Raw genomic sequence first — 17,264 nt, 5'->3', positions numbered from 1 at the left:
CGGCGTCATTCGCGGATCGAGACGCGGGTGACGCCGGGGACCGTGCGGGCGAGGACGTCGGCGATCCGCTGTCCCGGCTCGTCCGAACGGCCGCGCAACTCGACGATGCCTTCCCGCACCGACACGTCCCAGCGGACGTCGTCGGGACCGTACTCGGCGATCGCGGCGAGCACGTCGTCGCGGATGCGGGCGTCGTCGCGGGCCAGGATCGCGATCAGGTCCCGGCGGCTGACGATGCCGACGATGTCGGAGCCCGCCAGTACCGGGACGCTCTTGATCCGTGTCTTCATCATCGTCTCGGCGAGTTCGGCGACGTCCGTGCCGGGACGCGCGATCTCCACGTCGTGGGTCATCACGTCCCCGACCAGGCGCGGGGCGGGCGACGACGTGGTGGCGACAGGGCGCGCGAACGCTCTCGGGTCGTGCTCGAACACTCCGCGCAGGAGGTCCATCTCGCTGACGATCCCGGCCAGGCGTCCGGAGTCGTCCACGACCGGCAGCGCGGTGATGTCGTGTTCGTGCAGGACGCGGATCGCCTGGCGGACGGTCGCCGTCCGCGGGATCGTGACGACGGGCGAGGTCATCGCCTCCCGGACCAGCATGGGCGTTGTCTCCTTCCGGCGAGGACGCCGTTCACCTACCCGTCCAGAACGTCCCTGATCCTCGCCTCCTGCAGCCGCCACGTCCAGAAGCATGCCGTCTGGTCCCGCAAGTCCTCCGAACTGGTTACACGCGCGACACCGACTGTCTCGTGCCCGGGGGCCTCGCGTGCGGTGCCTGCTGTCTTGGTGGCTTGGATTTCACAACAGTGTGGCTGCGGGGTGGGCGGTGTTTATGGCGTGGCTGGACCGTAGCGGGTCGGTTGGCCGGTCAGGGACGACCACAAGCGGGTGCCGAATTCGAAGTGCCACCATTCCTCTGCAAGCACCACAAAGCCTTGCCGTCGAAGGGCGTGGTAGAGCAGTCGCCTGAGCGTGCGCACTGGTCCGGGCAGGTTCTCGAAGGCTGTGGTCATGGCCTGATCGGTGAACTCGTCGAAGGCGGTGCCCAAGGGCAGTGGTGTTCCCTGCCAGGTCAGGGTGAGGTCGACTGCTCCGCCGGTGAGGTGGGGCGGGGGTTCGGCGGGGTCTTCCGAGGGTGGTGCGACGGGATGCTCCGCGTCAGGGGCAGAGTTCGGGGTGATGGCGTCGAACAGTTCGCGTTGCAGCGCAAGGGGACGCCAACCGTCGAAGATGGCGAGACCGAAACTCGGCGGGAGGGTAGCGGCCGCCTGTCGTAGCCGGGCTAATGCGTCCGCTCTGAGCCATTGTTGGTCGACCGCGTGCCGCCAGCCAGCTTGGGCGTAATTGTGCAGAACGGGTATTCCATTGTCCCTGATCTGGGTCAGCGGTTCGCCGGTGTCGGTGGCCGGTACTGCTCGCCTGAGGAGGATCGACTCGGGGGTGAGCGCGGGGATGGGCAGGCTCGCTGGCTGGAATGTGGAGGGGAGGCTTTGTTCGGCTGAGGCGAGCAGCGAATCGTCTTTCGACGGGGAGGCCATGAGGCCGAGGATATCGAGATAATTCGGTTCGGCCGCGTGGATGGGGGCTCGGAGTTCTAGAACAAGGTGGGTGGGCCTATCGGCTCTGGTTCTGGGAGGGGCGCCAGGGACGGGAGTTGTTCTCTTACCTCGTCGTGGAAGCGGCGGGCCAAGGGGAGTGCCTCGGAGTTGTCGGGGGTGTGGATGAAGATGGTCGGTGAACGGCCCTCGCGAAGCCATTCCGCCGTCTTGGCGACCCAGAACTGCCAGCCCTCGACCGTCCGCTCGGTGTCGTCGCGTCCTAGATAACGGACGATGGGACGGTCTGTCAGCGCCACCGAACGGCGGGGGACGCGCGGCTTCTTCGTCCAGGCGTCGCGTTCGGCGTCGCTGGTCGGGCGGCCCTGGAAGAACATGGTGGTGTCGAACGGCACCCACTCCGCGCCGACCCCGGCCAGGACCCGTTCGAGGTCGTACACGCAGCGGGCGTCCTCGAAGAACGCCCGGTGCCTCACCTCGACCGCGTAACGGTGTGCGCTGGGCAAGCGGCGCAGGAAACCCGCGAGTGTCCCGAGGTCCGCCGGGCCGAAGGAGCCCGGCAACTGCACCCAGAGGGCGTGTGCGCGTGGGCCGAGAGGCTCCATGACGTGGAGGAATGTCCGGAGGTCCTCGTCGAAGTTCGCCAGCCGCCGCTCGTGCGTGATCGTCTTCGGCAGCTTGACGACGAACCGGAAGTCCGGCGCCGTCTGCTCGGCCCACGACTCCACCGTGCTCCGGGACGGCGTCGCGTAGAAGGTCGTGTTGCCTTCGACGGCGTCGCACCAGCTCGCATAGGCACGGAGTCGCTCCGCGGGCGGCAGCGGATGCGGCACGAACCGTCCTTGCCATGGCGGATGGGCCCACATCGCGCATCCCACATGAAGCCGCATGGGGGCGACGCTATCGACCCGCGCGTCGATCCGCACTTGAACTCCCTCCGCCCGCGCCCCGTACCTCCCCCTAGTTCGGGACGTCGGACCTTGGAGGACCCCCATGAGACGCCGGAACGACGCAAGGAAGACCCGCCTGCGAACAGCGGTCGTCGGCACCGTGGCCGTGGCGGGATCCGCCGGGCTCGTGGCCGGTGCGCTGTACGCGGTGCAGGCGCCGGACCAGTCCGGTGGTCGGCAGGCCGCGCTGACCGGCGAGCAGGCGGCGAAGCTCGACAGGCAAGCCACGAACAACGGTCGGCGAGCCGGGACGCGAGGTGCGGGGAACGGAGCGGCCGCGGCGCTGGCGGCCAGGCTCGCCGACCGGCTCGGTGAACGCACGGCGGGCTCCTACCTCGATTCCGCCGGGCGGCCCGTCGTCACCGTGACCAACGCCTCGGACGCCGCCATGGTGCGGCAGGCCGGTGCGGTGCCGAAGACGCTGGAGCGCGGCCCCGCGTCCCTGAACCGGATGACGGCGGCGCTCCGCCGGTCGACGTCCGGCGTCCCGGGCACCGGGTGGGCGGTCGACCCCGCCACGTCCAAGGTGACGGTCTGGACGGACGACTCCGTCACCGGCACGCGGATGGCCGCCGTCCGCCGGGCGACGGCGGGGATGGGGACGGCCGTCCGCATGGTCCGCATCCCGGGCCGCCTGCGCACCCTCGCGCTCGGCGGCGACGCGATCTTCGGGCAGGGCATCCGCTGCTCGCTGGGCTTCAACGTCACGCGCGGCGGCGCGGACTTCTTCCTCACCGCCGGGCACTGCGGAAACGAGGTCCGGGCCTGGACGACCGACCAGCAGGGCGCCGAGGCGCTCGGGACCACCGTCCAGAGCAGCTTCCCCGGGAACGACTTCGCGCTCGTCCAGGCGGACGCGGCCGGTGAGGGCGCGGTCAACCTGTACAACGGGCAGGCGCAGGACATCACCGAGGCCGGCGAGGCCGTCGTCGGGCAGGAGGTCGCGCGCAGCGGCAGCACCACCGGCGTCCACACGGGCAACGTGACCGCCACGAACGCGACGGTGAACTTCCCCGAGGGGACGGTCACCGGCATGATCCAGACGACCGTCTGCGCGGAGCCGGGCGACAGCGGCGGGCCGCTCTTCGCCGGGAGCACCGCGCTCGGCCTCACCTCCGGCGGTTCGGGCGACTGCCAGTCCGGCGGCGTCACCTTCTTCCAGCCGGTGACCGAACCGCTTCAAGCCTTCGACGCCGAGGTGTCGTAGTCGTTCCTGAAAGAGGCCGGTCCCCTTATCCCAGGATCGGCCTCTTTCAGGGACACCTCAGAGAGGGAGTCCTAGCGTGGAATGGTCGGGGCGTTCGTTCTGCGCGGGCGGGGCGCCGATCTGGAGGCCCTGCGGCGTGATGTCGAAACTCTGCCCGTCGACCGGGAAGACGATGTTCGGACGTGAGGAGCGCGTGACCTCGTCGCCGAGGTGGGTGGCGATGAGGTGCAGTTCCGGTCGCTGAGTCGCGATCGTCTCCACGTCGTCGAGACCCATGTGGCCGACCCGTCCTTTCAGGAAGGACGTGTCGAGGACGAGCACCGAACTCTCCGCCGCGAGGGTGTCGACGGACGGGCAGTGGACGGTGTCCCCGGTGTATCCGAGGCGCGCGCCCGCCTTGTCGGTGATGAGATACCCGAGCGTCGGAACGGCGTGCTTCATCGGAAGGGCGCGGAACTCGTAGCCGCCCTCGGAGCATTCGCCGCCGTCCTCACCGAATTCGATGTAGCGGGGCGAGACCTTTCCCTTGATGTCCTTCCAGACGCCGGGGTAGCTGAGTTCGAAGAGCTGGTCCACGCGCCCGGAGAAACCCTCTGGGCCGATCAGGACGAGGTCGCGGTCCCGGGTTTGCTGGAGCCCTTGTTCCAGGAGCAGGAAGACGATGTCGAAGAAATGGTCGGCGTGGAAGTGCGTGATCACGCAGATGTCGACGGCGGACGGATCGAGACCCGCCCGCCGCATCGCCTTCATGGAGCCGTTCGGCGCGTCGATGAGGACCTTGCCGTCGATGAGCGCGGACGCGCTCATCCGGGCGGTCAGGATCGATCCCGTCCCGACGAACTGAAGCTTCACTGCTCGGCCCTTTCGCTGCTGGAGCCATCGCGGGCCTGCGAGCCCGGGGCCTACGAGGCCCGACCTGCGGGCCCGGGACCTATAAGCCGTGAATGACTCTTCGCGCTCAATTGGATTCGGACAGTGATCTCGTACCCGATGCCCTCGGCGGCAACCACAGCTGCAATCACGAGCCGTCGGCCGAAGCTCAGCTCGCCTGAACGGCCGTCCCACCGGACGAGACGACGTTGACGGCGGTGCGCACGCCCGTGTCGTCCGGGCCCATGAGTTCGAGCGCCACGCCGTCCGCCGTAGGACGGCCCTGCACCGACGCGGATTGGCCGCAGAACAGAGGCGCCTTGTTGCGGTGGGTCAGCCGGGAGATCTCGCCGTCCGGACGTTCCAGCCGGAATGTCTCGGCCAGCGTGAGCGTCATCAGCGGGCCGTGCACGACGAGCCCGGGATATCCCTCGACCCGCGTCGCGTACGGCCAGTCGTAGTGGATGCGGTGCGCGTTGGCGGTGGCGGAGGAGAAGCGCATGAGCAGGGTCGGGTCGGTGGAGAAGTCCCAGGCCCAGGCGTCCGCGCGACGCAGCGGACGCCCGACCGGCCGCAGTTCCGCCGCCCGCTCCACCGCCGCGAACTCGCCGGAGGAGCGGGCGGTGTCGGCGTCCCGGTAGATCAAGTCCTGGCGCTCGTCCACGCGCAGTTCGCCGCCGTCGCCGAAAAGGCGCGTCCGGACGGCCACGATCACCAGCGCCCCGGACTGCCCGCTCTTCTCCTTCACCGATTCCACCGTCGACTCCCGGCGAACGGTCTCCCCGACCCGCAGATCGCCGTGGAATTCGACCTCGCCTCCGGCGAACATGCGGCGGGGCAGCTCGATGGGCGGAAGGAACGTTCCACGAAGCGGGTGCCCGTCCGGCCCGACCTCCGACGACACCGGCCAGTGCGGCAGCGCGACCCAGTGCCACAGGCGCGGCAGGACGTCCCCGACGCCCGGCGCGGGCAGCCCGTCGTCGAACAGCGCCGCGAGCGCCGCGACCTGACCGGGCCGCACCACCTCCGCACTGGTCACGGTGTGGGCTTCCCAGTGATCCATCGCCATGACGTCCGCCTTTCCCCTGGCCACGGGCCCGTGGCGAACCTCAAATCCTAGGTTCGCCCGCACCCGGGCATGCTCGGTGCCCCCGCCCTACCGGACGGGGGCACCGAGCCGTCACGCGGGAGGCGGGGTCCCTGACCGTCCCCGCGTGACGGAACCGCGGACGTGCTACCGGCTCACCAGCGCGGGCGCGCCGAGCGTCGAGCGCTCGTCGGCGTGCCGGGGCGCGGGCCGGGCGGGCCGCAGGACGCCGCTCCAGAAGCGCTGGACCGCGGCGACCTCGTCGGCGTTCGGGTACGGGTTGTCGCACCGCCCGCCGGCCATGACCTTGTCGCAGTTCCCGATGTCCGGCGGGTGTTCGAGGCTGAGGATGTGCCCGAACTCGTGCACGACCACGCGCAGCGGGCCCGCGCCGGACTGCTGGATCTGGTTGCGGTAGAAGGTGATCTGCCCGCGGGTGCAGCCGACACAGCTCGCCATCCCCGGAGCGGGTCCGTTCTGGGCGGTGCTGACCGAGATGCCCGCCTGCCCCTTCTCCAGCTTGACGGACGTGACGCGCGTGTTCCAGATGTCGGCCGCCTGGTCGACGAGGGAGCTCAGTTCGGCGGCCCTGCTCGAGTCGTAGTAGATCGTCCGCACCGCCACTGGCGGAGAGACGGCGGACGCGCTCGGCGCGCCGGTGAGGACGAGCGCGGCGACGCCGGCGAGCATCGCGACGATGAATCTGGGTGGGGACAACTTCCGGTTCCTTTCCCGATGGACGGTAATGACCGGCCGGTTCCCCCGTGTTCGGCGACGCACCGGCTCGATGGAGGGTAACCGGATAACGGCCGGTAGCGAACATCACAAATTCCCATAACATTTATTGATGGCCCGCTTTTAGCCGTCGCGTGGCGAGGGAGAGGAGGTGGGCGCATAATCCCGGCATGGAGCTTGAGGTCCGCCATCTGAGGATGCTCGACGCGATCAGCGCGGACGGCAGCCTCACCAGGGCCGCGTCCCGGCTCGGCGCCTCGCAGCCCGCGCTGACGGCCCAGCTCCGCCGGATCGAGGACGCCGTCGGCGGCGCCCTCTTCGACCGGACGCCGCAGGGAGTGGCGCCGACGCCGCTGGGGGAGGCCGTCCTGGAGCGCGCCCGGACGATCCTCGCCGACCTGGACGATCTGGCCCGCGCGATGCGCGCCCTGCGCGACCGGCCGCAGTTGCGGATCGGCGCCCTGCCGACCGGGCCCGCGGCGTTCCTCGGCGAGGCGGCGTCCAGGGCGGCGCCGGAGCGGCCGGTGGACCTCGTCGTCGTGGAGAACCGCGCCGAGGCCGTCGCCGCGCTCGTCGGCGGCGAACTCGACCTGATCATGCACGTCGACTTTCCCGGCCGGGAATGCTTCGTCCCCGAAGGCGTCGAGCTGATCGAGGTCGGCGTCGAGCCGGTGTTCGTCACGGTGCCGCCCGAGATCGAGCACAATGGCGTCGTCGAGCTGGCCGAATTGGTGGAATTCGTGTGGCTGATGGACCGTTACGACGGCGACGAATGCGCCGGGCATATCAGGGACGTGTGCACCGCCGCCGGGCTGCGGACGCCGCTGATCCGCACCCCGGCCCTCCTCAGCGCGGCGCAGACGGTGCGGCGCGGCGACCCGGTGGTGACGCTGGTCCAGGCCCTCACCGGACGCGGCGGCGTGCCCGGCCCGGCGGCCGAGGTGCGCGGCGCGCCGCTCCGGATGCGGCACGTGCTGCTGGCGCCGTCCCCGTGCCGTGCCCAGGCGGAGCGCGTCGCCGCCGAACTGGTCCGCCGCTACCGGCGGGCGGCGCGGACCAGGAGCCGGCTGCCCGGCTGGTTCGACCGCCATGACGGCTGGCTGGGCTCGGCGTCAGGCTGAGGGCGTGGTCCGCCAGTCCGGGTGGTCGGTGAGCCATTCGCGGTAGAGCGGGGTCCGCTCGACCAGGGCGTGCTGCGCGTCCGCCAGCCGGTCGCGCAGGCGGCGGACGTCGACCGGACGGAGCGGGCCGTCCGCCCGCCAGAACAGGCTCGTCCGCACCACCAGCGGCGTGCCCGCGAGCGCGCGGAGCGCGATGCCCGCCCGCGGCCTGGTGCCCGGCATGACCGGCAGTACCACCCGGCCCAGCTCGACCAGCCCGTACGCCGTTCCGAAGTCGACCGTCCGCACCTTGGCGCGGATCCCGGCGCGGGTGAGGACGTCGAGGAGGTAGGCGCGGCGGTGGTCACCGGCAGGCGTCACCGCCCAGGTGAGGTCGGCCGACTCCGCGAGGCCGGCCAACTCAGCGAGGGCGACCTCCCCGCGACCGGCCGCCGGGCCGTCCTCGGCGACGGCGACGAACAGCGGCTCGTCGGCGACCGGGGTGCGCCGGACGCCGGGCAGTTCGGGATGCTCGTGGCCTCGGAAGTCCGTCGCGAGGACGGCGTGCGCGCGTCCGTCCGCGACGAGTTCCACGGGCGCGGCACGGGCGGGGGCCGCGCGCACCTCCACGGCCGTTCCGAGCGCCTCCGCCGCGAGGACGACGAGGTGCGGCTGCAGCGTGCAGGGCGTGCAGCTCAGCCGCAGCGCCGATCCGGTGGCCTTCAGCCGGGCCAGCGAGTCGAGGACGTTCCGCGCGTGCGCCGCGACCAGCTCACCCAGCGGCGTGGGCGTCGCGCCGTGCGCGCCCCGCTGGAACAGGGCGCCGCCCGCGACCCGCTCGGCCCGGCGCAGGGACTCCGACACGGCGGGCTGGGTGATGCCGAGTTGGGCCGCCGCCCCGGTGAGAGACCCGGTGTCCACCAGTGCGAGGACGACCCTGAGATGTCGGAATTCCAATTCCATGGCGGCGCGGTTCAACTCATCCGGCGGGACGCATTTCGACGATCGATCGGGGCCCCGCCGGAACGACCGCGTCGACCTTCAGCCCGGCCGACTCCGCTAGTTCGCCGAGCTGTCCGAGCGTGCGCTCCCGCCCCCGGACGTAGCAGAGCATGCGCAGGTCTCCCTCGGTGTCGGGCGGGCCGTCCGCCGTGTCGGCGATGTGGTCCAGAACGAGTACCCTCCCCGTCTCCGGGACCGCCTCCGCGCACCGCCGCAGGATGCGGGCCGCGTGCTCGTCGTCCCAGTCGTGGAGGACGCCCGAGAGCACATAGCCGCCCGCTCCCGCCGGAAGGGCGTCGAAGAAGCTGCCCGGCAGCGCGTCGGCGCGGTCGCCCAGCCCGGCCGCGGCGATGGCCTCGTCGGCGCGGGCCGCCGGGCCGGGGAGGTCGACCACCGTCCCGCGCAGGGACGGATGGGCGTGGAGGACGGCGATCAGCAGGCTGCCGTTGCCGCCGCCCACGTCGACCACGTGTCCGAGGTCGCCCCAGGGGTAGGCGGTGGCGGCGACGGGCGCGTCCGCCGCCAGCCGGGAGCCCATCAGGGCGTCGAACGACGCCCCGAGCGCCGGGTTCGCGGAGAGGTCGTCCCAGTACGGGCGGCCGAACTTTCGCGGATACGCGGGCTCTCCGGTGCGGACGGTGTGCAGCAGTTCGACGAAGCACAGATCGGCGCGTCCGATGGCGTTCTCCAGGTCGATCCAAGGGCGCACGCCGCCCGGAGCGTCGTCGCGGAGTTGGTCGCCCAGCGACGTCAGGGTGTAGGAGCCGTCCGCCGCCTGGGACAGGACACGGGCGGTCACCAGGTGCGCCAGCAGCCGCCGAAGGGCGTCCTGGTCGGCGTCGACCACGGCGGCCAGGGCCTCGGGGGTCCGCCGTCCGGCCGCGATGTGGTCGGCCAGCCGGAGCGTCGCCGCCACCCGGACGGCCATCGGCGTGACCAGATCGGCGGCCGCCCACAACTCCCCGCCCCACCGGGACTCCTCCTCGGCCATCGCGCCTCCTCGATCGACGTTCTCCGCGACGCCCCGAACGTTATCCCCGGGCGCCGACGGCGCGCTCGCGCGGCGAGCGCCGCGCATCGGCGCGGAACGCATCGGCACAGAATGTGCACGAGTCCGTACCGGAACGCTCCATTCCTGGCTCCGGCCCTGTAACCTCGCCTTTTGCCGCCGACTCCGGGTGAAATGAGACGGTGTCTAAAAGTCGTATACGATCGACGGGTTGGATTTCCTCGGCCGCCGGTGGAGCGCGGTGGGGCGCGGGATCCCGACCGACGAGACGAGGAGTCGACGATGCCCCCGTCCGGCGCCGCCCCCGGTGGCCGATCCGCGAGCCCGTCTTCCGCACTGCCCGAGGACGTCCAGGCGCGGTTCCGGACCGACATCCCCTCCCCGGCGCGGACGTGGAACTACTGGCTCGGCGGCAAGGACAACTACGAGGTCGACCGCGAGGTCGGGGACGCGACCGCCGCGCTGAACCCCGAGCTGATCCGGCAGGCGCGGCAGGGCCGCCGGTTCCTGAACCGCGCCGTGCGCTATCTGGCGACCGAAGAGAAGATCAGGAACTTCCTCGACATCGGCGCGGGGCTGCCGACCGAGTCCAACACCCACCAGGTCGCGCAGCTCGTCGCACCCGATTCTCGTGTCGTATATGTCGATAACGACCCAATGGTCCTGGCGCACGCGCGTGCGCTGATGCGCGGGACGACCCCCGAGGGCGTCACCGGATATCTCGACGCCGATTTCCACAATCCCGGGCAGATTCTCGCCGAGGCGGCGAACGTGCTGAATTTCAGCTGCCCGATCGCGGTGATGTTCATGGGCGTCCTCGGGTTCTCCCCGGACTACGAGGCCACCAGGCGGGTCGTCGCCGAGACCATGGCGGGCGTCCCGTCGGGCAGCTACCTGGTCGTGTGGGACTGCACCGACACGTCCGAGGACGCCAGGCGCAGCACCGAGAAGTACGCCGAGTCGGGCGCGCTGCCCTACAACCTGCGCAGCGTCGAGCAGATCGGCCGCCTCTTCGACGGCCTGGAAATGGTCGAGCCCGGTCTCGTCACCATCTCGCGCTGGCGGCCCGACCTGGTCGGCGACCTCGACCCGGAGCACGTCCACAGCTACGGCGCGGTCGCCCGCAAGCCCTGACCTGCCCGCAAGCCCTGACCTGCCCGCAAGCCCTGACCCGGCCGGAGGGCCGCCGGGGTCAGCGTCTCCGCTGGACCAGCTTGAGCAGTTCGACCGCCACGTAGGAGACGACGGCTATCACGACGATGCGCGCCCACGCCGCGCCGCCCAGCGGGGCGGAGTGGAACACGTCGTTCATGCCGGGCGTGTAGGTGTAGAGCGCCTGGAGCCCGGCGAGGGCGAGCGCGCTGACTGCCACCCACGGGTTGCGGCGGACGCCGCTCCAGAGCAGCGGACGGTCCAGCGACAGGCAGTTGAACAGGTACGTCAGCAGCGTCAGCGCGAACACGTTCACGACGATCGTCTGCGCGACCTCCGGGGACGCGCCGTGCGCCCGCTCCCAGTGCTGGAGCCCGAACGAGCCCGCGAGCAGGATCGCCGACACCAGCAGGATCCGGACCGTCATCGCCCGCGAGATCAGCGGCAGCGACGGGGCGCGCGGCGGCCGGGTCATGATGTGCTCGTCCTTCGGCTCGACCGCGAACGGCAGCCCGAGGACGAGCACCGCCGTCATGTTCAGCCACAGCACCTGCAGCGGCAGGATCGGCAGCGCGGTCCCGGCGACGATCGCGGCGACCAGCACGAGGCCGAGCCCGACGTTGGACGGCAGCGCCCACACGATGAACTTGACCAGGTTGTCGAAGACGCCGCGCCCCTCCTCGACGGCCTTCTCGATGGAAGCGAAGTCGTCCCCGGTCAGCACCATGTCGGCCGACTCCTTGGCGGCGTCGGTGCCGGTGCGGCCCATCGCGACGCCGATGTCGGCCTGCTTGAGGGCCGGAGCGTCGTTGACGCCGTCGCCGGTCATCGCGACGACGTGGCCGCCGTCCTGGAGCGTGCGGACGAGGCGGAGCTTCTGCTCGGGCGACACGCGGGCGAACACGGCGGTGGCCCGGACGCGCTCGGCCGGCACGTCGGCGGTGAGCTCCGCGCCGGTCATGACGTCGCCGCGCAGCCCGACGCGCTTGCCGATGGCGCGGGCGGTCGCGGCGTGGTCACCGGTGATCATCTTGACCTCGACGCCCGCGGCGTGGCAGGTCCGGACGGCGTCGGCGGCCTCGGCGCGCGGCGGGTCCAGCATCGCCTGGAGGCCGAGGAGCGTCAGCGGGGGCAGTTCGTCCAGGTCGCGGGCCTCGGTCCGGCCGCGGGCGAAGGCGAGCACGCGCAGCGCCTGCCCGCCGTAGTCCTCGGCTCGGGCGTGGACGGCGTCCGCGTCCAGCGGGACGGGCTCGCCGTCGGGTCCGGCCGCGTCGGCGCAGAGTTCCAGGACCCGCTCGACCGGGCCTTTGACGTAGACGGTCCCGTCGTCGTGCAGCGTGGCCATGAATCGCCGCGCGGAGCTGAACGGCAGGACGGCGACGCGGGCCGGGACGTGGTCGAGCCCCGCCTTGGCGGCGCTGACGACCAGGGCGCCCTCGGTCGGGTCGCCGGTGATCGTCCACTCGTCGTCCTCGCGGACGAGCCGCGCGTCGTTGCAGCCCAGCCCGGCGAGCAGGACCTCCCGCAGGACGGGCTGCCCGGCGAGGCCGACCGGACTTCCGTCCCGCTGGACCTCCCCGGAGGGCGCGTAGCCGGTGCCGGTGAGGGTGTAGTCGCGCCCGCCCGCGGTGGCGGCGGTGACGGTCATCTGGTTCCGGGTGAGCGTGCCGGTCTTGTCGGTGCAGATGACGGTGGTGCTGCCGAGCGTCTCCACGGCGGGCAGGTGCCGGACGATCGCGCCGCGCCGCACCATCCGCGCGACGCCGAGCGCCAGCGTGATCGTGACGATCGCGGGCAGCCCCTCGGGGATCGCGCCGACCGCGAGCGCGACCGCCGCGGTCAGCATCTCGGCCGCGCCCCGTCCGCGCAGTACGCCGATCGCGAAGGTCAGCGCGGCGAGGACCAGGATCGCGACCGTGACGATCTTGCTGAACTCGGTGATCTTGCGGGTGAGCGGCGTCCGCACGGTCGCGGTGGTCTGGACGAGCCGGTCGATGCCGCCGAGCTCGGTGTCCGTGCCGGTCGCGACGACGAGTCCGGCGGCGCGCCCGGCGGCGACGAGCGTCCCGGAGAAGGCCATCGCGGCGCGGTCGGCGAGGGCGACCTCGGGCAGCGCCGCCGGGTCCTTCGCGACGGGCGCGGACTCGCCGGTCAGCGCGGACTCGTCCACGGCCAGCTCGTCGGTGCGCAGCAGCCGCAGGTCGGCGGGGACCTTGTCGCCCGCGTCCAGCTCGACCAGGTCGCCGCGGACGAGGTCGGCCGCCGGGATCTCGGCCGACGCGCCGTCCCTGACGACCTTCGCCGTCGTCCGCGTCATCGCGGCGAGGGCGGTGAGCGCCTTCTCCGCCCGGGACTCCTGGACGAACCCGACGATGGCGTTCACGACCACCACGCCGAGGATCACGAGGGCGTCCACGTGCTCGCCGATCAGGGCGGTCACCGCCGCCGACGCCAGCAGAACGTAGATCAGCGGGCTGTTGAACTGGAGCAGGAACCGGGTCAGCGGGCCGCGGCCGCGCGCGGCGGGCAGCGCGTTCGGGCCGTCCGCGGCGAGCCGCACCGCGGCCTCGGCGGCGGTCAGCCCGCGCCCCGAGTCGCCGCCGAGGTCGCGGACGACGTCCTCGGCGGGCCTGCGGTAGGGCGCGAGGTCCGGCGGCTCGTCCGTGGTCATCGCGGTCAGTCGCGCCGGTTCGAGTCGGCTTTGAGCTGGGCGGCGAGCGCGGCGGCCTGGGTGCGGCGGCTCATGCCGAGTTTGGCGAAGATGGTGGAGATGTAGTTCTTGACGGTTTTCTCGGCGAGGAAGAGTCGTTCGCCGATCTGCCGGTTGGTGAGCCCTTCGCCGATGAGTTCCAGGATGTGGCGTTCCTGGTCGGTGAGGCCTTTGAGGGGGTCGTTCTTCTCTTGGCGGGTGCGGATGCGTTCCAGCATGCGGGCGGTGCTGCGGGGGTCGAGCAGGGATTGGCCGGTGGCGACGGTGCGGACGGCCCCGACGAGGTCTGAGCCGTGGATTTGTTTGAGGACGTAGCCCGAGGCGCCCGCCATGACTGCTTCGAAGAGGGCGTCCTCGTCGTCGAAGGAGGTGAGCATGAGGCAGGCGAGTCCGGGCATCTGGGAGCGGACCTCGCGGCAGACGGTGACGCCGTCGCCGTCGGGGAGGCGGACGTCCAGGACGGCGACGTCGGGGCGGGCGGCGGGGATCCGGGCGATCGCCTCGGCGGCGGTGCCGGCTTCTCCGACGATGTCGATGTCGTCCTCGGCGGACAGCAGCGCGGCCACGCCGCGCCGGACGACCTCGTGGTCGTCCATCAGGAACACTCGGATCGGCTGGGTGTTCTGCGTCTGGCCCGTCATGGCGTTCGTTTCCCTCGGCTCAGTGGTTGCGTCAAGGACGCTACCCCGCATTCGGCGTGTTCCCCAGGTTGCCGGACGTCCCCCGCCCTCGGGACCAACGTCCCGATTCCGCTCCCGGTCCGGATGAAGGACTTTGGCCCCTGCCCCCGCCCCGCTTCCGCTGGTGGTCTGGAAGCACGGGGAAGCAGGGGAAGGAGCGAAAATGCAGACCAAGAACAACGTGGAGACCGGCGAGGCCGTCCGGCAGGCGGTCGAGGACGCGGTGCAGGCGCCGTCGGTGCACAACACCCAGCCTTGGCGGTTCGGCGTGCGCGGGGCGCGGCTCACGCTGCGCGCCGACCCCGACCGGCGGCTCGGCGTCGCCGATCCGGCCGGGCGCGAGATGCTGATCAGCTGCGGCGCCGCCCTCTACAACCTGCGGTTGTCGCTGCGGGCGCAGGGCTTCGAGCCGGTCGTCCGGACGCTGCCGGACCCGGACCGCCCGCACCTGCTCGCCGACGTCCACGCCGAGCCCGGCACCGAGCGCCCCGACGAGGACGTGGAACGCGAGTACGCGCAGATCCGCCTCCGGCACAGCCACCGGGGCGGGTTCCAGGACGATCCGGTGAGCGCGGGCGTGCTGGCGGCGCTGCGGCACGCGGCCGAGCGCGAGGGGGCCCGGCTCGTCCAGGCCGTGGACCCGAACGTGCGCGGCGCGCTGGCGGCGCTGACCGAGGCGGCCGAGCACGTCCAGCGCCGGACGCCCGCGTACGCGGCGGAGATCGCCCGCTGGGCGCCCGCCCCGACCACGGCCCGGCGGGACGGCGTCCAGCACGCCGCCTATCCCAGCCGGCCGCCGCGCACCGAACCGAACTTCGCGGCCCGCGACTTCGCGCGGGGGCAGGGCTGGGGCGTGGAGCCGGACGCGTCCGGCGACGCCGGGACGTCCCGGACCGGCCTCGTGGTCCTGCTCGTCACCGGGGACGACACGCCCGCCGCGTGGCTGGACGCGGGCCAGGCGCTCCAGCGCGTCCTGCTGCGGGCGGCCGAGCAGGGCCTGGCCGCCGCGTACCACACGCAGGCGCTCCAGGTTCCGGAGCTGCGCGAGTTCGTCCGGGCGCGGTTCTGCGGCGACGCGCACCCGCAGATGCTGCTCCGGCTCGGCGTGCCCGAGGGCGCGGCGCTCGCCACCGTCCGGCGGCCCGTCGACGAGGTGCTGACCGAGGAGCCGTGATCTCGCTCCCTGATGGGACGTTCCAGGAGGATTCGGTAATACTGGCGGTGTGGTTGAGGGACCTGACAACGGCCGGGACAGAGCGCGGCTGATCCTGCCGCAGCTGCAACTGGACGATCTCCTGACCGAGTTGCAGGCGCGGTTGGAGGCGGCGCGGTCGACGCGAGACCGTGTCCACGCGCTGCTGGAGGCCGTCGTCTCGGTCGGCAGTGAGCTCGATCTGGAGTCGGTGCTGCGGCGGATCACCGAGGCCGCGATCACGCTGGTCGACGCCCGTTACGGCGCGCTCGGTGTGATCGGGGAGGAGGGGGAGCGGCTCGTCCAGTTCGTCACGGTGGGCGTCGGCGAGGCCGAGATCGAGGCGATCGGGCACTGGCCGCACGGCCACGGCATCCTCGGGCTGCTGATCCGCGAACCGCGCCCACTCCGCCTAGCCGACCTGGGGGAGCACCCCGACTCCTACGGCTTCCCCGCGAATCATCCGCCGATGCGGTCGTTCCTGGGCGTTCCGATCCGGGTGCGGGACGAGGTGTTCGGCAACCTGTACCTGACCGAGAAGGCGGGTGGCGGGGAGTTCGATCAGGAGGACGAGGTCGTGGTGACCGCGCTGGCGACCGCGGCCGGGGTGGCGATCGAGAACGCGCGGTTGTATGAGGAGACGCGGCGCCGGGAGCGGTGGCTTGAGGCGTCCGGCGAGATCTCCACGGCGCTGCTGTCGGGGACCGACCCGCACGAGGTGACCGCGCTGGTCGCGCAGCGCGCGAGGCAGATCGCCGACGCCGACCTCGCGACGGTGGCGCTGGCCGAGGACGGCGCCGGACGGTTCGTCGTCGAGGCCGCGCACGGCCCGGGCGCCGAGGGGCTCGAAGGGCTGCGGGTGCCGCTGGACCATTCGGTCGCCGGGCCGGTGTTCGCGGACGGCAGGGCGGTGCGGCTCACCGACGGTGACCCGGCCGCGCGCGAGGCGAACGTGCCGTCCGAGGTGCCGATCGGGCCGATGCTGGTCGTGCCGCTCGGGCTGGGCTCGGCCGCGCGCGGGGTGCTGTCGGTGATCAACGCGCCCGGCGGCGCCGTGTTCTCCGAGGGGACGCAGCGGTTGTTGGAGGCGTTCGCCGGGCAGGCCGCGGTCGCGCTGGAACTCGCCGACCGGCGCCGCGACGCCGAACGCCTGACCCTCCTGGAGGACCGCGACCGCATCGCCAAGGACCTGCACGACACGGTGATCCAGCGGTTGTTCGCGACCGCGATGGGGCTGATGGCGGCCATCAAGATCACACAGAAGCGGGATGTGGCGGTCCGGGTGCAGCGCGCCGTGGACGACCTGGACGACACCATCCGGCAGATCCGCTCGACGATCTTCGCGTTGCAGGGCCCCGAGGTGGAGGAGTCGCTGCGCAGCCGCCTGCACGCGCTGGTGGACGCCGCGACCGAGCAGCTCGGGTTCGCCCCTTCCGTCCGGTTGGACGGCCTGCTCGACACCGCCGTCGACGACGAGACCGGCGACCACCTGCTCGCCGTGGTCCAGGAGGCCCTCTCCAACGTCGCCCGGCACGCACGGGCGACCGAGACGACGGTGAGCGTCGACGTCGGAGACGAGGTCACCGTCCGGGTCCGGGACGACGGCGTCGGCATCGGCGCGGGCGGACGCCGCAGCGGCCTGCGCAACATGGCGGAACGGGCCGAGGGGCTCGGCGGCTCCTGCGCCGCCGGACCGGGGCCGGACGGCGGGACGCTGATCGTCTGGCGCGTCCCGCTCAAGGACGCCTGACCCGGCGTGCGGAGGGCCGTTAGGCCCTGCGGACATCGCATTCCCGGGGACCTTGGTCCCGCCGATCGTGCGCCGAACGGTCCTACAGCGCGCGGCCGCCGCGCGGTTGAGTTGGAGGCGAGGGAAAAAGCGATGTGATGGAAGGTGAGAGGCGATGGCGCTCTCCGAGCACAAGACCCACGTGGGACGGGACACCCTGATCCGGGTCGTGCGGCCCCGGCCGCTGACCGAGTCGCCCGCCGCTCGCTACGTCTGGGCGCTG

General features: G+C 72.0%; 15 protein-coding genes. 5 read left to right on the top strand and 10 right to left on the bottom strand.

Going from position 1 to position 17,264, the window contains the following annotated elements:
- Positions 1-5: 5 nt before the first annotated feature.
- From FXF65_RS37010 to FXF65_RS37000, 3 genes are all read right to left on the bottom strand, one after another.
- Positions 6-602, bottom strand: a complete 597-nt coding sequence (locus FXF65_RS37010; RefSeq protein ID WP_187412721.1) for a CBS domain-containing protein — start codon at positions 600-602, stop codon at positions 6-8.
- A gap of 230 nt (positions 603-832) precedes the next feature.
- A complete protein-coding gene (locus FXF65_RS37005; RefSeq protein WP_148354755.1) occupies positions 833-1,540 on the bottom strand; it encodes a M15 family metallopeptidase in 708 nt (235 codons plus the stop codon).
- A 56-nt stretch (positions 1,541-1,596) separates the two neighbouring features.
- Positions 1,597-2,391, bottom strand: a complete 795-nt coding sequence (locus FXF65_RS37000) for a DUF72 domain-containing protein (protein ID WP_246199353.1) — start codon at positions 2,389-2,391, stop codon at positions 1,597-1,599.
- 160 nt (positions 2,392-2,551) lie between these two features.
- Here FXF65_RS37000 and FXF65_RS36995 point away from each other — a divergent pair, with 160 nt between their 5' ends.
- Positions 2,552-3,715, top strand: a complete 1,164-nt coding sequence (locus FXF65_RS36995; protein ID WP_148354753.1) for a S1 family peptidase — start codon at positions 2,552-2,554, stop codon at positions 3,713-3,715.
- 57 nt (positions 3,716-3,772) lie between these two features.
- Here the strand turns inward: FXF65_RS36995 and FXF65_RS36990 are convergent, their stop codons facing one another.
- The 3 genes from FXF65_RS36990 to FXF65_RS36980 form a co-directional block, all read right to left on the bottom strand.
- Complete coding sequence (locus tag FXF65_RS36990) at positions 3,773-4,567, bottom strand: MBL fold metallo-hydrolase (protein ID WP_148354752.1); 795 nt, start codon at positions 4,565-4,567, stop codon at positions 3,773-3,775.
- A gap of 187 nt (positions 4,568-4,754) precedes the next feature.
- On the bottom strand, positions 4,755-5,654 hold the full coding sequence (locus FXF65_RS36985; RefSeq protein ID WP_222868939.1) for an HTD2 family dehydratase: 900 nt from the start codon (positions 5,652-5,654) through the stop codon (positions 4,755-4,757).
- A 165-nt stretch (positions 5,655-5,819) separates the two neighbouring features.
- Positions 5,820-6,389 carry a snapalysin family zinc-dependent metalloprotease gene (locus FXF65_RS36980; RefSeq protein ID WP_148354751.1) on the bottom strand — a complete coding sequence of 190 codons (570 nt, stop codon included), beginning with the start codon at positions 6,387-6,389 and terminating at the stop codon, positions 5,820-5,822.
- Positions 6,390-6,577: 188 nt separating this feature from the next.
- Between FXF65_RS36980 and FXF65_RS36975 the strand changes: the two genes are divergently transcribed.
- Positions 6,578-7,528 (top strand): LysR family transcriptional regulator, encoded by a 951-nt coding sequence (locus FXF65_RS36975; protein WP_148354750.1) that lies wholly within the window; start codon positions 6,578-6,580, stop codon positions 7,526-7,528.
- On the opposite strand, the gene FXF65_RS36970 is transcribed toward FXF65_RS36975, so the two are convergent.
- Both FXF65_RS36970 and FXF65_RS36965 read right to left on the bottom strand, forming a co-directional pair.
- Positions 7,520-8,470, bottom strand: a complete 951-nt coding sequence (locus FXF65_RS36970; RefSeq protein ID WP_148354749.1) for a LysR family transcriptional regulator — start codon at positions 8,468-8,470, stop codon at positions 7,520-7,522. The genes FXF65_RS36975 and FXF65_RS36970 overlap by 9 nt on opposite strands.
- A gap of 16 nt (positions 8,471-8,486) precedes the next feature.
- Positions 8,487-9,500 (bottom strand): methyltransferase, encoded by a 1,014-nt coding sequence (locus tag FXF65_RS36965; protein ID WP_148354748.1) that lies wholly within the window; start codon positions 9,498-9,500, stop codon positions 8,487-8,489.
- Positions 9,501-9,800: 300 nt separating this feature from the next.
- On the opposite strand from FXF65_RS36965, the gene FXF65_RS36960 reads away from it, so the two are divergent.
- Entirely contained in the window at positions 9,801-10,652 is an 852-nt protein-coding gene (locus FXF65_RS36960; RefSeq protein ID WP_148354747.1) for an SAM-dependent methyltransferase, read from the top strand.
- A gap of 58 nt (positions 10,653-10,710) precedes the next feature.
- Here FXF65_RS36960 and FXF65_RS36955 read toward each other — a convergent pair whose 3' ends face one another.
- Together FXF65_RS36955 and FXF65_RS36950 are read right to left on the bottom strand one after the other, a co-directional pair.
- On the bottom strand, positions 10,711-13,341 hold the full coding sequence (locus tag FXF65_RS36955) for a cation-translocating P-type ATPase (RefSeq protein WP_148354746.1): 2,631 nt from the start codon (positions 13,339-13,341) through the stop codon (positions 10,711-10,713).
- 5 nt (positions 13,342-13,346) lie between these two features.
- Positions 13,347-14,021, bottom strand: coding sequence for a response regulator transcription factor (locus FXF65_RS36950; RefSeq protein ID WP_148354745.1), 675 nt, complete (start codon positions 14,019-14,021; stop codon positions 13,347-13,349).
- A gap of 202 nt (positions 14,022-14,223) precedes the next feature.
- On the opposite strand from FXF65_RS36950, the gene FXF65_RS36945 reads away from it, so the two are divergent.
- Together FXF65_RS36945 and FXF65_RS36940 are read left to right on the top strand one after the other, a co-directional pair.
- Complete coding sequence (locus FXF65_RS36945) at positions 14,224-15,234, top strand: Acg family FMN-binding oxidoreductase (protein ID WP_148354744.1); 1,011 nt, start codon at positions 14,224-14,226, stop codon at positions 15,232-15,234.
- A 49-nt stretch (positions 15,235-15,283) separates the two neighbouring features.
- On the top strand, positions 15,284-17,002 hold the full coding sequence (locus FXF65_RS36940; RefSeq protein WP_246199352.1) for a GAF domain-containing sensor histidine kinase: 1,719 nt from the start codon (positions 15,284-15,286) through the stop codon (positions 17,000-17,002).
- Positions 17,003-17,264: the final 262 nt, after the last annotated feature.

Source organism: Actinomadura syzygii (assembly GCF_008085905.1).
Lineage (GTDB): Bacteria > Actinomycetota > Actinomycetes > Streptosporangiales > Streptosporangiaceae > Spirillospora > Spirillospora syzygii.
The sequence above is the reverse complement of the archived record's forward strand: the minus strand, read 5'-3'. Positions and strand labels throughout refer to the sequence as shown.